Consider the following 12,508-nt stretch of genomic DNA (forward strand, 5'->3'; position numbering starts at 1 on the left):
CGGGAGGTGCCCCCACTTCCCGGAGGGGGATTGCATGATCACGGGGGACTACTTGACGGCGCCCAGGGACAGGCCGCGCACCAGCTTGTCCTGCGCCGCGAAACCGGCGATGAGCACCGGCAGCGATACCAGAGTGGCTGCCGCGCAGAGCTTCGCGAGGAACAGGCCCTCGCTGGTGATGAAGCCGACGAGGAACACCGGCGACGTCGAGGCCGCGACCGCGGTCAGGCTCTTCGCCAGCAGGAACTCGTTCCAGCTAAAGATGAAGCAGATCAGGCTGGTGGCCGCGATGCCCGGGGTGATGATCGGGACGATCACGCTCCAGATCACCCGGAGCGTGCCGGCGCCGTCGACCTCGGCGGCCTCCATGATCTCCTTGGGCACCTCGGCCAGGAACGACTGCAGCATCCAGATCGCGATCGGCAGGTTCATCGCGGTGTAGAGGACGACCAGGATCCAGATGTTGTCCAGGCCACCGATTTTCTGGACCAGCAGGTAGATCGGCAGCAGCGCCGCGATCGAGGGCAGGAACTTGGTGGAGAGGAAGAAGAACATCACATCCGTCCACTTCTCCACCGGCTTGATCGACAGCGCGTAGGCCGCCGGGATAGCCAGCGCCAGCACCAGCAGCGTGGAGACGATGCTGGCGGTGGCCGAGTTGATCAGGAACGGCCCGACCCCGCGGTCGAACAGCGCGGAGTAGTTGTCGAGCGTGAACCCGGCGAGCAGGGTCGGCGGGTTGGTCGCGGCGTCCGCCTCGCTGTGGAACGAGGTGAGGAACATCCAGGCCACGGGGGCGAAGAAGATCAGGGTGAGGACCCAGGCCGTCGTCGTCCAGACGAAGCCACCGGTCTCGGCGAGGTCACCCTCGCCCTGGGCCGACTTCTTCTTGCGCCGGTTCAAGATGGTTCCGGACTTGGGTGTTTCGGTCGTCTGGGCGCTCATCAGCTGTGCTCCTCCCGGAAGAGCGAGCTCACGACCCGCAGAGCGAAGGTGGCCACGACGATCGTGCCGATCACGGTGACGACGCCGGCCGCGGAGGCCTCGCCGTACTCGAGCTTCGAGAACGTGGTCAGGTAGATCTCGTAGGGCAGGTTGGTGGTCGCGCTGCCCGGGCCGCCCTGCGTGATCGAGAAGACCGCGTCGAACTGCTGCACGATGTAGATGGCGCCGAGCAGCGTCGACAGTTCGATGTACTGCCGCATGTGCGGCAGCGTGATGTAGCGGAAGATCTTGACGCCATTGGCGCCGTCGACCCTGGCCGCCTCCAGGATGTCCGTCGGCTGGGCCTGCAGCCCGGCCAGCAGGATCAGCATCATGAACGGCGTCCACTGCCAGACCAGCGCCGCGATGACCGAGGGCATCGGATAGCTGGACACGAAGTCGATGGTCGGGCCGTGGTCGGCGCCGAACAGCTTCCAGACGGCGTTGATCGTGCCGTTGAACAGGCCGTAGGTCGGGTTGTAGAGAGCGTGCTTCCACAACAGGGCCGACGCCACGGGCATGATCAGGAACGGTGCGATCAGCAGGGTCCGGGCCAGACCGCGGCCCGGGAACTTCCGGTCGAGCAGTACGGCCAGACCCAGGCCGAGCAGGAGGCTGATGCCCACCGTGCCCACGGTCAGGGTGATCGTGTTGATGACGGCACTGCGCAGTCGTTCGTCGGTGAAAACGGTCTTGTAGTTGTCGAATCCGACGAACGAGGTGTAGTCGCCGAGGCCCAGGAAGCTCTTGTCACCGGGCTTCTGCGGGTTCCACCGCAGCGATGAGATACCCATGGTGATGAGGAACGGCACCTGGGTGATGACGATGGTGAAGATGAGCGCCGGCAGCAGCGGGGCCCGCCGGACCCACCGGGATCTGCGGGAGATCCCGGTGGGCCGGCGAACCGGTGGGGCGGCGTTCTCTTCCTGATGTGTTTCGGCAACGGTAGCCATTGCCACTCCTCAGGGTTGAGACGTCGGTTCTACTTGTATTCCTGAGCGATTTCCTCGGCCTGCTTCTGGCCGTCGTCCAGCGCGTCCTTCACCGATCCCTTGCCGGCCAGCACCCCGCTGATCGACTGCGACACCTTGGTGCCCAGGTCGGCGAACTCGGGGATGGTGACGTACTGGATACCGACGGTCGGTCGGGGCTGCACACCCGGGTTGGTCGGGTCGGCGTGCTCGATCGACTCCAGGGTCAGCTGCCCGAAATCACCGGAAGCTTCCTTGTACTCGGGGATCTCGTAGGTGCTGGCGCGCTTGCCGTTGGGGACCCGGGCCCAGCCCAGCTTCTCGCCGACGGTCTGCTCGTACTTCTTGCTGGTGGCCCACAGGGCGAACTTGGCGGCGTCGTCGGCGTGCTTGGTGGTCTTGGGCATGGCCCAGTTCCACGACCAGAGCCAGCCGCTGTACTCGGTCTTGTTGACCGGGGCGTAGGCGTAACCGATCTTGCCCACGACCTTGCTGCTCGCCTCGTCCTCCAGCGAACCCGCCGCCGAGGTGGCGTCGTACCACATGGCGACCTTGCCCTGGCTCAGGGCGTTCAGGCACTCGGTGAACCCGGCCTGGGCCGCGCCCGCCTCACCGTGCTCCTTGATCAGCTTGGTGTAGAAGTTGACCGCCTCGGTGAACTCCGGGGAGTTCACCTTCGCGTTCCAGTCCTTGTCGAACCAGGTGCCACCGAAAGTGTTCACCACGGTGGTCAGCGGTGCGAACATCTCGCCCCAGCCCGGAAGACCGCGCAGGCAGATGCCCTTCATGCCGGGCTCGGCGCCGTCCAGCTTCGCCGCCAGGTCGGCCACCTCGTTCCAGGTGGGCTTGGCCGGCATCTTCAGGTTCTTCTCCTTGAAGATGTCCTTGCGGTACATCAGGAAGGAGGATTCGCCGTAGAACGGCAGGGCGTAAAGCTTTCCGTCCTCACCGGTGAGGCTCTCGGCAACCGGCTTGAGCAGGTCGGCCGAGTCGTACTCGGTGTCCGCGTCGGCGTACGAGCTGAGTTCGTGCAGCCAGTCGTTCTTCTGCCACAACTGCGTCTCGTAGGCGCCGACGGTGGCCAGGTCGTACTGCCCGGCCTTGCTGGCGACGTCCTGCGTGACCTTGTCACGCAGCTCGTTCTCGGGCAGCACGGTGAAGTTCACCTTGATGCCCGTCTCCTTGGTGAAGGTGTCGGCGGTCAGATCCTGGATGTCGGTCATCTGCGGGTTGGCGACCATCAGGACATTGATGGATCCGCCCTTCCCGTCACTGCCGGCTCCACCGCCACCACCGGCGCCTGAGCACGCGGTGGTGATGAGAACGGTGGCGACGGCCCCTGCCGTCACACCGATCCTCCAGTTGTTCTTCGTCCGGGTCACGAATCCTCCTTGACTGTGCGGGACCATTCTGAGGCGAGAAGTTACGTATTAACTACTTATGGTGATGACAAGGTTGTCAGAACTAGGTGCAGTCGGGCCGTTGCTGATCGTGCGTCTTTCGGTTGTCGGATCCTTGCCTGCGGGGCGGCCGTGAGGTGTCACACCATCACCGCTTCCACGCCGATTGCACGCAGTCGCCGGATCTGACCCTCATTGGCCGAGCGGTCGGTGACGATAGTCGAGAAATCCCTCGCCTGTGCAAAGCGGTAGGACGAGTCGGACCCCAATTTCGACGAATCGGTGACCAGAAGGGTGCGCCGGCTGGCACTCACGGCCCGGGCCTTGATCGCCGCCACGGCGGCATCGGGGCAGGTCGCACCCCGTTCCAGAGTGAGCCCGTTCGTGCCCAGGACACTCAGGTCGAAGACGAAGTCCTCGAGCATGCGAAGCGCCCAGTGGTCGATGGTCCCGAGGGTTTTCCCGCGGACCCGGCCCCCGATGAGCACCACCGAGACCTGGTCGCGCGGAGCCATGACCAGAGCGATCGGCAGCGAGTTGGTGACCACCGTGAGGGGTCGTCGCGGGGTCAGGCGCTCGGCGACTGCCTGGGTGGTGGAACCTTCGTCGAGGTAAATGGATTCGGCGGTGCCGACCAGGCCGATGGCGTGGTCGGCGATGCGGCCCTTCTCGTCGGTGCGGGAGGTGTTGCGCAGGGCCAGGGTGCCCTCGAACCCGAGGCGTTCCACCGGGATCGCCCCGCCGTGCACGCGCCGCAACAGTCCTTCGGCCTCCAGAGCCGTCAGATCACGCCTGACCGTCTCCTTGGCCACTGTCAGCTCGCGTGCCACCTCCGCAACATCGATCCGTCCCGCTTGCCGTGCCTGATCGACCAGCCATCGCCGTCGTTCATAGGCATAGAGCTCCATTGCCCGCCTCCGCCCGTCCGTGGCCGAACCGGCCCGGTGCATGTGTCTGTGATGTAAACCTCAGGCACAGGTTCTCCACAAGGGGTTGAGCTAAAACGGGCACCATCTTGGGCTAAACGGAAGCACTCGGGCGCCCGAACGGGTACCAAATGTCCGTTTTATTGAAGGGTTGCTAGGTGGGAACGGGGCTCGGTAACAGGGCCGTAAGTCTCTTCTGCCCCGGTCGGTGGACTCCTCCGGCGCGCGGTCTCAGCTCGGGTCGAAGGCCGTCAGAAGATCGCGCAGCAGGTGCGCCAGCTGATCGTGGTCACTGTTCGTGAGCACCACGAGGACCGAGCGCTCGACCTCGAGCAGGTCGGCCAGCGCGGCGTCGGTGACGGCCCGGCCGCTGCCCTCCAGCTGCACCATCACCCCGCGGCCGTCGGCCGGGTCGGGCAGCCGGCGCACCAGGCCCCGGCTCGCCAGCCGGTCGATGCGGTTGGTCATCGTGCCGCTGGTGACCATGGTCAGGGCGACGAGCTGGCCGGGGGAGAGACGGTACGGATCGCCGTCCCGCCGCAACGCCGAAAGCACGTCGAACTCCCAGGTTTCGAGATCGTGCCGGGCGAAGGCGGCCGAACGGGCCTTGTCCAGCAGGCGTGACAACCGGCTGACCCGCGAAAGCACCTCCAGCGGGGTGACATCCAGATCGGGTCGCTCGCGGTTCCAGGCGGCGACAATCCGGTCGACCTCATCCACGGGGCTTTTCGACCTCCGGCTTCGTGGACCGGCGGGCGCGCAGCCGGGGCTTGGTCTCCAGCGCGGTCAGGCCGTTCCAGGCCAGGTTCACGACATGGGCCGCCACCACGGCCTTCTCCGGCGTGCGGTGGTCGAGCCAGAACTGCCCGGTCATGGCGATCATGCCGACCAGCATCTGGGCGTACAGCGGCGCCATCTCCGGATCGAAGCCGCGGGACGCGAACTGCTCGCCCAGGATGTACTCGACATGACCGGCCACGTCGCTCAGCAGGCTGGCGAAGCCGCCCTCCTGCTTGGTGATCGGCGAGTCCCGCACCAGGATGCGGAAACCGTCGGTCTCGGTCTCGATGTAGGTGAGCAGGGTCATCGCGGCGATCTCGAGGACCTGCCGGGGTGGGTTCGGCTGGGTGAGGGCCTCGGTCATCGCCTCGAGCAACTTGCGGGTCTCCAGCTCCACCACGGCCGCGTAGAGCCCGTCCTTGCCGCCGAAGTGCTCGTACACCACCGGTTTGGAGACCCCCGCGGTGGCGGCGATCTCCTCGACGCTGGTGCCCTCGAAGCCCTTCTCGGCGAACAGCCGCCTCCCGATGGCCAGCAGTTGCTCACGCCGCTGGGCCCCGGTCATCCGGGCGCGGCCACCGGCCCGGGACGCGCGCGGACGGTCGGGCGTCGGGGAATGGTGGCCTGTACTCACCGGGCTATCATGCCCAACTCGCGCGATCGGTGTGGAAGTCGCCCGGCCGGGCCCGAACCACCCCGGCTCTGCTACGCGCGCCGCGACGCTAGGCGCGTGGTGTCCGGCCAGCGCACCTGGGTCGCCCAGCCGAACTTCTCGAAGAACCAGATCACCCGGGCACTGGAGTCGATCTGGCCCCGCAGCACACCGTGCCGGGCGCAGGTCGGGTCGGCGTGGTGCAGGTTGTGCCAGGACTCCCCGAACGACAGCAGGGCCAGCCACCAGACGTTGCCCGAGCGGTCGCGGCTCTTGAAGGGGCGCTCTCCCAGGGCGTGACAGATCGAGTTGATCGACCAGGTGACGTGGTGCAGTAGTCCCACCCGCACCAGCGATCCCCAGAAGAAGGCCGTGGCCGCTCCCTGCCCGGTGCCGGTGATGGCGAACCCGAGCAGCGCGGGCAGGCCCAGCGAGAGGATCACCAGCGGGCCGAACGCCCGGGACACGAGCATCACGCCGCGATCGCGCAGCAGGTCGGGGGCGTAACGCTTGGGGTTGGTGTTCTCCGGGTCGAACAGCCAGCCCATGTGGGCGTACCAGAGGCCCTTCATCAGGGCGGGCACGGTCTCGCCGTAACGCCAGGGGGAGTGCGGGTCGCCCTCGCGGTCGCTGAAGGCGTGGTGCCGCCGGTGGTCGGAGACCCAGCGCAGTACCGGGCCCTCGACCGCCAGGGAGCCGGCCACGGCCAGCGCGATGGTCAGCGGGCGGTTGGCGCGGAACGAGCCGTGGGTGAAGAACCGGTGGAAGCCGACCGTGATGCCCAGCCCGGAGATCAGGTAGAGGACCAGGGCGATCACCAGGTCGTGCCAGTTCAGCAGGCGCCCCCAGGCCATCGGGATCGCCGCGACCAGCGCCACGAACGGCACCGCGATGAACAGGAACAGTGCGGTCTGCTCGCCCCGGCGCTTCGGGTTGGGGTCGACATGCGGTTCGCCCCGGGGGGCCTGAGCCGGCCGGCTGGTGCGGGTGGTCACCTGGGTGGTGCTTGAGGACGAGGTGACTGGCGGCGTTGTCTTTGAGGACGAGGCGCCTGGGGGCTTGGTGTCTGGGGACGAGGTGTCTGGGGACGAGGTGTCTGGGGACGTCGTCCCGGTGGGCGTCCCACTCGTGGGCGCCGGGGGGACGGGCGCTGCGGCTGCCGGTGAACTCACGGGGATTCCCCTCTTCTGGGTCGTGCCGCCAGATCACGGGCCGGACGCTGCTCGCCCGGGGGCCGTGTCTGCCGGACTGTGCCGGCCCAAACCCTGCTGGCCGTCGATCCTGCTGACCGATCCTGGCTAATCCTGATCGGGACCGCACTGACCTGCGACGGGCAACCTACGGTCCGTAACCTACGAAAGCGTAACCCGGGAATCCGGGGCCTGGGCAGAGGGTATGGAAGGAAGTTCCGGAGTGTTCGGCCCCCGGTCCTCCAGACAACGATTCGGGCAATTCCGGGGGCGCGAGGGGCACCGATGCGACGAAGGAGCCCCGGAGTTGGCAGACTGGCCCCCGGTCCTCGTGGGCGCCGAGCCCGGCGAGCGACCTTCCCCCCTGGTGTAACGGCAGCACACAGGCCTTTGGAGCCTTGAGGTACCTGTTCGAATCAGGTGGGGGGAGCTTCTGGCATTCGCGTTCTGGAGGGTGTTCGTCCGTGAGTACACAGCAGCCGGCAGCGGTCGTGGTCCTGGCCGCCGGTGAGGGCAAGCGGATGCGCTCGCGTACTCCCAAGGTGCTGCACCGCATCGGCGGGCGCTCGCTCGTCGGGCACGCGCTGGCCGCGGCCTGGAGCCTGCAGCCGGAGCATCTCGTGGTCGTGGTGCGGCACCAGCGCGAGCAGGTCGCCGGGCACGTGGCGCAGATCGCCCCGGCCGCTGTGATCGCCGACCAGGACGAGGTGCCCGGCACCGGCAGTGCCGTCGCCGCCGGGCTGCGCGCGCTGAGCGGGGTCGACGGCGTGGTCGTCGTCACCTACGCCGACGTGCCCCTGCTCTCCGGCGAGACGCTGGCCGCCCTGGTCGAGGCCCACCGGGCCGAGCAGGCCGCCGTGACCGTGCTGACCGCCGAGGTCGGCGACCCGACCGGTTACGGCCGGGTGCTGCGTGACGCCTCCGGTGCGGTCACCGGCATCGTCGAGCAGCGCGACGCCACGCCCGGGCAGGCCGCGATCCGGGAGATCAACTCCGGCATCTACGCCTTCGACGCCAAGGTGCTGGCCGACGCGCTCGGCCGGATCGGCTCGGACAACGATCAGAACGAGATGTACCTGACCGACGTGCTGGGCATCGCCCACGCCGACGGCCTCCGGGTGCGCGCCGTCGCCACCCACGACCTCTGGCAGGTCGAGGGCGTCAACGACCGCGTCCAGCTCGCCACCCTCGGCGCCGAGCTGAACCGCCGCCTGCTGATCGGTCACATGCGCGGCGGCGTCACCGTGGTCGACCCGGTCACCACCTGGGTGGACGTCGACGTGCACCTGGCCGCCGACGTCACCCTGCTGCCCGGCACCCAGCTGCACGCCGGCACCACGGTCGCGACCGGAGCCACCGTCGGTCCCGACACCACGCTCTCCAACTGCTCGGTCGGCGAAGGTGCGTCCGTCGTCCGTACGCACGGCACCGGCGCGAGGATCGAGGCCGGCGCCGGGGTCGGCCCGTTCAGCTACCTGCGCCCGGGCACCGTGCTCGGCCCGGACGGCAAGATCGGCGCCTTCGTCGAGACCAAGAACACCACGATCGGCGCGGGTGCCAAGGTGCCCCACCTGACCTACGCCGGCGACGCCACGATCGGTGAGGGCGCCAACATCGGCGCCGCGACGATCTTCGCCAACTACGACGGCGTGAAGAAGCACCACACCACCGTCGGCGCCCACGTCCGCATCGGCAGCGACACCACCCTTGTCGCCCCGGTGACGGTCGGAGACGGCGCCTACACCGCCGCCGGCTCGTCCATCACCGAAGACGTACCTCCCGGCGCCCTCGCGGTGGCCCGCGGCCGCCAGCACAACAGCGAGGGCTGGGTCGCCCGCCGCCGGGCCGGCACCCCCTCGGCCCGGGCCGCCGAAGCCGCCCTGACCCCCGACCTCGAAACCCCCACCGCCGAGTAACCCACCGGGCTCGGCCCCGTCATGGTGCGCGCCCGTACCGCAACCCCGTGTTCGTGATCAGGCAAAGCGCCCCCGGCGTTCTGGAACTCTCAGCGCGACAGTCCGGGAACTCCGGTGATACTTCGCCTGATCACGGAGGGTTGTAGAGAGCATTGGTGGGGCTTCGCCCGGATTCCGGGGCCGGCGGATTGCAAGATCGTCAAGAAAGAGGAGGTGGGGTCAGGTGTACGGGCGAATCTGGGCCCCGGCCGGTCATGTACAGTGGTCCGGTTACCTCGGCGAGGGTTGCAGCCAACATCAAGCGCAACCGTGATCGACGCGGACATCACTACGTGCATGGCGCGCCTGTGACTCCGCCGGGTGTGCCGCCACTCATATCGTTTTAGGCAGTCTGATTCTGTGCGCGACCTCGGTCGCGCCCGTGATTGAGGAGATCTGTTGTGTCCGAGGTAAAGCTCAGCGCTACGCCGCGTAACGACTTCGGCAAGGGCGCTGCGCGTCGGCTGCGCCGCGACCACCAGGTGCCGGCCGTGCTCTACGGGCACGGTACCGACCCGGTTCACGTCGCCCTGCCCGGGCACGCGACGATGCTGGCGCTCAAAGGCAATGCCAACGCTCTGCTCACCATCGACATCGAGGGCGACAGCCAGCTGGCGCTCCCGAAGGATGTTCAGCGTCACCCGCTGAAGAACACCATCGAGCACGTCGACCTGATCATCGTCCGCCGGGGCGAGAAGGTCACCGTCGACGTTCCCCTCCACTTCACCGGTGAGCCGGCGCCGGGAGGTCGCGCGCAGGTCGAGCTCACCTCGCTGAGTGTCGAGGCCGAAGCCACCTCGATCCCCGACGGTGTCGAGTTCAGCATCGAGGATGCCGAGGTCGGTACCCAGATTCACGCCGGCCAGATCACGCTGCCCGAGGGTTCGGCCCTCATCGGTGACCCCGAGGCCATCGCCGTCATCATCTCGGACGCCACCCTCGCGGTCGGCACCGAGGCGGAAGCGGCCGAGGCCGAGGCAGTCGAGGCGGCTGCCGCCGAGGCCTGATCCTCGGCACGCGGTCTCGTCAGTAGCGGCCACAGGGCCGGCACCCATTCTGGGTGCCGGCCCTGTGTCGTGTCTGCCCCCGGGCAAGGAGCTGCCGTGACCGGACCCGAGGTCATGCTCGGAGAGCGGTGAGCGGACCGGAAGCCCGTCCGGGCCCTTGCTGTGCACTCTGAAACCCCTGAATTCTTCCGCGCGTCCACATCGGTCTGACCCAGCTACCCACGTAACCGGAGCCGTGATGCCTGCCGAAACCACCCCCGACCCCACCACCGAGATCAGCGACCTGCCCTGGCTGGTCGTCGGACTCGGGAACCCGGGGGACAAGTACGCCCGGAACCGGCACAACGTCGGGCACCGGGTGGCCGACGAGCTGGTCGCCCGGATGGGAGGCCGTTTCGCCACCCATCGATCGCGGGCCCAGGTCCACGACGGGCGCTGGGCGCCCACGGGCGGCCGGCCGGGAGCCCGGATGATCGTGGCCAAACCGAGCACGTACATGAACGAGTCGGGCGGCCCGGTGGCGGGACTGCTGCAGTTCTTCAAGCTGCCGGTGACCCGGCTCCTGGTGGTACACGACGAGCTCGACATCCCCTTCAGCGAGGTGCGGCTGAAGTGGGGCGGCGGCGAGGGCGGGCACAACGGCCTGCGGTCGATCAGTAAGTCAACGGGAAGTAAAGGCTACGGCCGCGTACGCCTCGGCATCGATCGTCCGCCCGGCCGGATGGACCCCGCCGACTACGTCCTGCGCGATGTCCCCGCTGCTCAGCGTGAAGAGCTGCTCCTCATGATCGGTGATGCCGCCGACGCGGTCGAGGAGCTCGCCCGGGCGGACTTTGCCCAGATCCAGGGTATTTACAACACGAAGAGTGGCAGTCGGTAGCGCTGAGCCTTAACTGCGGAGTTGATGTTGTACAGGGCGTCTTTCATGGGTGAACTGTGAGCAACTGCCAGATGAAAGGGAACCAACCGCACTATATTCACTTAAGCCGGACAGATCGCCGCTGATCTCGTGGTTCAACATTCGCCTGCGTCGGTTTTGTATCAAGCGATTGTTAAGTCTAGGGGGACGTGGATGGCAGTCATGGAGCCCGGAGGCACCGTCGATCAGCTGACGCAGCTGGACGATGTGGTAGCTCGCCCCAGTGGTCCGCCCGGTACCGGCAGTGTTCCCCGGCAGCAGGTGCACAAGACCGGCCGGCACATCGGCGCGGGCAGCGCCGAGCCCGGAGCGACGATGCGTCGCTACCAGCGGATGGCGGTGGCCTCGGACGGCCTGGCCTCCCTCCTGGGGGGCGTGGCGGCGTCGGTGGTGCGGTTCGGTGAGCCCGCCCCGGCCTACATCGCCTTCACCCTGCTGCTGCCGTTCCTCTGGCTCGGCATCATCACCGCGCAGCGGGGTTACGAGCGCCGGTTCCTGGGCACCGGCCCGGAGGAGTACCGCCGCATCAATCAGGCCGGGCTGATGATGTTCTGCCTGATCGCCGTGGTCTCCTACGCGCTGCGCAGCGAGGTCGCCCGGGGCTACGTGTTCCTCGCCATCCCGGTGACCCTGCTGCTGACGCTGGCCTTCCGGCGTCAGCTGCGGGGCTGGATCTACCGGCTGCGCGACCGCGGCCTGGCGTTGCAGCGGGTCCTCGTGGTCGGCCGCGCCGACGTGGTCGTGTCGGTCATCGAGAAGCTGGACAACGAGCCGCAGCACGGCCTGGTCCCGGTCGGCGCCTGTGTGCCGTTCGTCGGGGTCGAGGTCTCGCACGTGAACGACGTCCCGGTGGTCGGCGATCCGGACCGGGTGCTCGACGCGGTGGAGGCCACCGGCGCCCACGTGGTCGCGGTCGTGTCCCACCCGGACCTGTCGGGCCAGGCGCTGCGGCGGCTGTCCTGGGCCCTGGAAGAGCGCGGGGTCGAGCTGATCGTCTCGCCGGGCATCATCGAGGTGGCCGGCCCGAGGCTGTCCATCCGGCCGATCGCCGGCCTGTCGCTTCTGCACCTGGAACGTCCCTCGGCCAACGGCGGCCGGATGATGGGCAAGGTGGTCTTCGACCGGGTGGGCGCCCTGGTGCTCACTCTGGCAGCCCTGCCGCTGCTGATGCTGATCGCGGTGGCGATCAAGGTCACCGGTCCCGGTCCGGTGCTCTACCGGCAGACCCGGGTCGGAGCCGGCGGTCGCGAGTTCATGATGCTCAAGTTCCGCTCGATGGTGGTGGACGCCGACCAGCGCCGGGCCGCGTTGCTGACCCTCAGCGAGGGCAACGGCGTGCTGTTCAAACTGCGCAAGGACCCGCGGGTCACCCGGGTCGGCGGCCTGCTGCGCCGGCTCTCCCTGGACGAGCTGCCGCAGCTGCTCAACGTGGTGCGGGGAGACATGTCCCTGGTCGGGCCGCGTCCGCCGCTGCCCGAGGAGGTGGCCGCGTACAGCGACGACGCGACGCGGCGGCTGAAGGTGAAGCCCGGGCTCACCGGTCTCTGGCAGGTCAGCGGCCGGAGCGACCTGAACTGGGAGGAGTCGCTCCGTCTCGACCTGCGGTACACCGACAACTGGTCGATCGCCCTGGACGTCACGATCTTGTGGCGAACCGTGCGCGCAGTGGTTCGTGGAGCTGGCGCTTACTGAGAGAATGCCCGCTCAGCTGTGCTGCGAAGGGA

Annotated in this window: 11 protein-coding genes and 1 tRNA gene; 5 read left to right on the forward strand and 7 right to left on the reverse strand. The window is 68.0% G+C overall.

Going from position 1 to position 12,508, the window contains the following annotated elements; translation table 11 throughout:
• Window positions 1-48: 48 nt before the first annotated feature.
• The 7 genes from LR393_RS18945 to LR393_RS18975 form a co-directional block, all read right to left on the reverse strand.
• On the reverse strand, window positions 49-945 hold the full coding sequence (locus LR393_RS18945; protein ID WP_231485296.1) for a carbohydrate ABC transporter permease: 897 nt from the start codon (window positions 943-945) through the stop codon (window positions 49-51).
• Window positions 945-1,937 (reverse strand): carbohydrate ABC transporter permease, encoded by a 993-nt coding sequence (locus tag LR393_RS18950; RefSeq protein WP_231485297.1) that lies wholly within the window; start codon window positions 1,935-1,937, stop codon window positions 945-947. The genes LR393_RS18945 and LR393_RS18950 overlap by 1 nt, the downstream gene beginning before the upstream one ends.
• Window positions 1,938-1,966: 29 nt before the next feature.
• A complete protein-coding gene (locus tag LR393_RS18955; RefSeq protein WP_407937333.1) occupies window positions 1,967-3,364 on the reverse strand; it encodes an ABC transporter substrate-binding protein in 1,398 nt (465 codons plus the stop codon).
• A 131-nt stretch (window positions 3,365-3,495) separates the two neighbouring features.
• The gene (locus LR393_RS18960) at window positions 3,496-4,305 is read right to left on the reverse strand and encodes a DeoR/GlpR family DNA-binding transcription regulator (RefSeq protein WP_331282962.1); all 810 of its coding nucleotides are present in this window, start codon (window positions 4,303-4,305) and stop codon (window positions 3,496-3,498) included.
• Between the two features lie 207 nt (window positions 4,306-4,512).
• Complete coding sequence (locus LR393_RS18965; protein WP_231485300.1) at window positions 4,513-5,001, reverse strand: MarR family winged helix-turn-helix transcriptional regulator; 489 nt, start codon at window positions 4,999-5,001, stop codon at window positions 4,513-4,515.
• Window positions 4,994-5,626: a TetR/AcrR family transcriptional regulator gene (locus LR393_RS18970; protein WP_269327528.1), complete on the reverse strand. Its 633-nt coding sequence runs from the start codon at window positions 5,624-5,626 to the stop codon at window positions 4,994-4,996. Before LR393_RS18970 ends, LR393_RS18965 begins: the two co-directional genes overlap by 8 nt.
• Before the next feature lie 140 nt (window positions 5,627-5,766).
• Window positions 5,767-6,708 carry an acyl-CoA desaturase gene (locus LR393_RS18975; RefSeq protein WP_231485302.1) on the reverse strand — a complete coding sequence of 314 codons (942 nt, stop codon included), beginning with the start codon at window positions 6,706-6,708 and terminating at the stop codon, window positions 5,767-5,769.
• A 553-nt stretch (window positions 6,709-7,261) separates the two neighbouring features.
• Between LR393_RS18975 and LR393_RS18980 the strand changes: the two genes are divergently transcribed.
• The 5 genes from LR393_RS18980 to LR393_RS19000 all read left to right on the forward strand — a co-directional run bounded on the left by LR393_RS18980 (window position 7,262) and on the right by LR393_RS19000 (window position 12,476).
• A tRNA-Gln gene (locus LR393_RS18980) sits at window positions 7,262-7,333 on the forward strand.
• A gap of 34 nt (window positions 7,334-7,367) precedes the next feature.
• Window positions 7,368-8,819 carry a bifunctional UDP-N-acetylglucosamine diphosphorylase/glucosamine-1-phosphate N-acetyltransferase GlmU gene (glmU, locus tag LR393_RS18985; RefSeq protein WP_231485303.1) on the forward strand — a complete coding sequence of 484 codons (1,452 nt, stop codon included), beginning with the start codon at window positions 7,368-7,370 and terminating at the stop codon, window positions 8,817-8,819.
• Between the two features lie 440 nt (window positions 8,820-9,259).
• Window positions 9,260-9,865 (forward strand): 50S ribosomal protein L25/general stress protein Ctc, encoded by a 606-nt coding sequence (locus LR393_RS18990; protein ID WP_231485304.1) that lies wholly within the window; start codon window positions 9,260-9,262, stop codon window positions 9,863-9,865.
• Window positions 9,866-10,103: 238 nt separating this feature from the next.
• The gene (pth, locus tag LR393_RS18995) at window positions 10,104-10,745 is read left to right on the forward strand and encodes an aminoacyl-tRNA hydrolase (RefSeq protein WP_231485305.1); all 642 of its coding nucleotides are present in this window, start codon (window positions 10,104-10,106) and stop codon (window positions 10,743-10,745) included.
• 192 nt (window positions 10,746-10,937) lie between these two features.
• Entirely contained in the window at window positions 10,938-12,476 is a 1,539-nt protein-coding gene (locus LR393_RS19000) for a sugar transferase (RefSeq protein ID WP_231485306.1), read from the forward strand.
• Window positions 12,477-12,508: the final 32 nt, after the last annotated feature.

This window comes from Kineosporia mesophila, from assembly GCF_021129235.1.
Classification (GTDB): domain Bacteria; phylum Actinomycetota; class Actinomycetes; order Actinomycetales; family Kineosporiaceae; genus Kineosporia; species Kineosporia mesophila.

Excerpts from the sequence above, each read along its gene's own strand:
- LR393_RS18945 (WP_231485296.1), bottom strand. The coding sequence starts at position 945 with ATGAGCGCCCAGACGACCGAAACACCCAAGTCCGGAACCATCTTGAAC.
- LR393_RS18950 (WP_231485297.1), bottom strand. The coding sequence starts at position 1,937 with ATGGCTACCGTTGCCGAAACACATCAGGAAGAGAACGCCGCCCCACCG.
- LR393_RS18955 (WP_407937333.1), bottom strand. The coding sequence starts at position 3,364 with ATGGTCCCGCACAGTCAAGGAGGATTCGTGACCCGGACGAAGAACAAC.
- LR393_RS18960 (WP_331282962.1), bottom strand. The coding sequence starts at position 4,305 with ATGCACCGGGCCGGTTCGGCCACGGACGGGCGGAGGCGGGCAATGGAG.
- LR393_RS18970 (WP_269327528.1), bottom strand. The coding sequence starts at position 5,626 with ATGACCGGGGCCCAGCGGCGTGAGCAACTGCTGGCCATCGGGAGGCGG.
- pth (WP_231485305.1), top strand. The coding sequence starts at position 10,104 with ATGCCTGCCGAAACCACCCCCGACCCCACCACCGAGATCAGCGACCTG.
- LR393_RS19000 (WP_231485306.1), top strand. The coding sequence starts at position 10,938 with ATGGCAGTCATGGAGCCCGGAGGCACCGTCGATCAGCTGACGCAGCTG.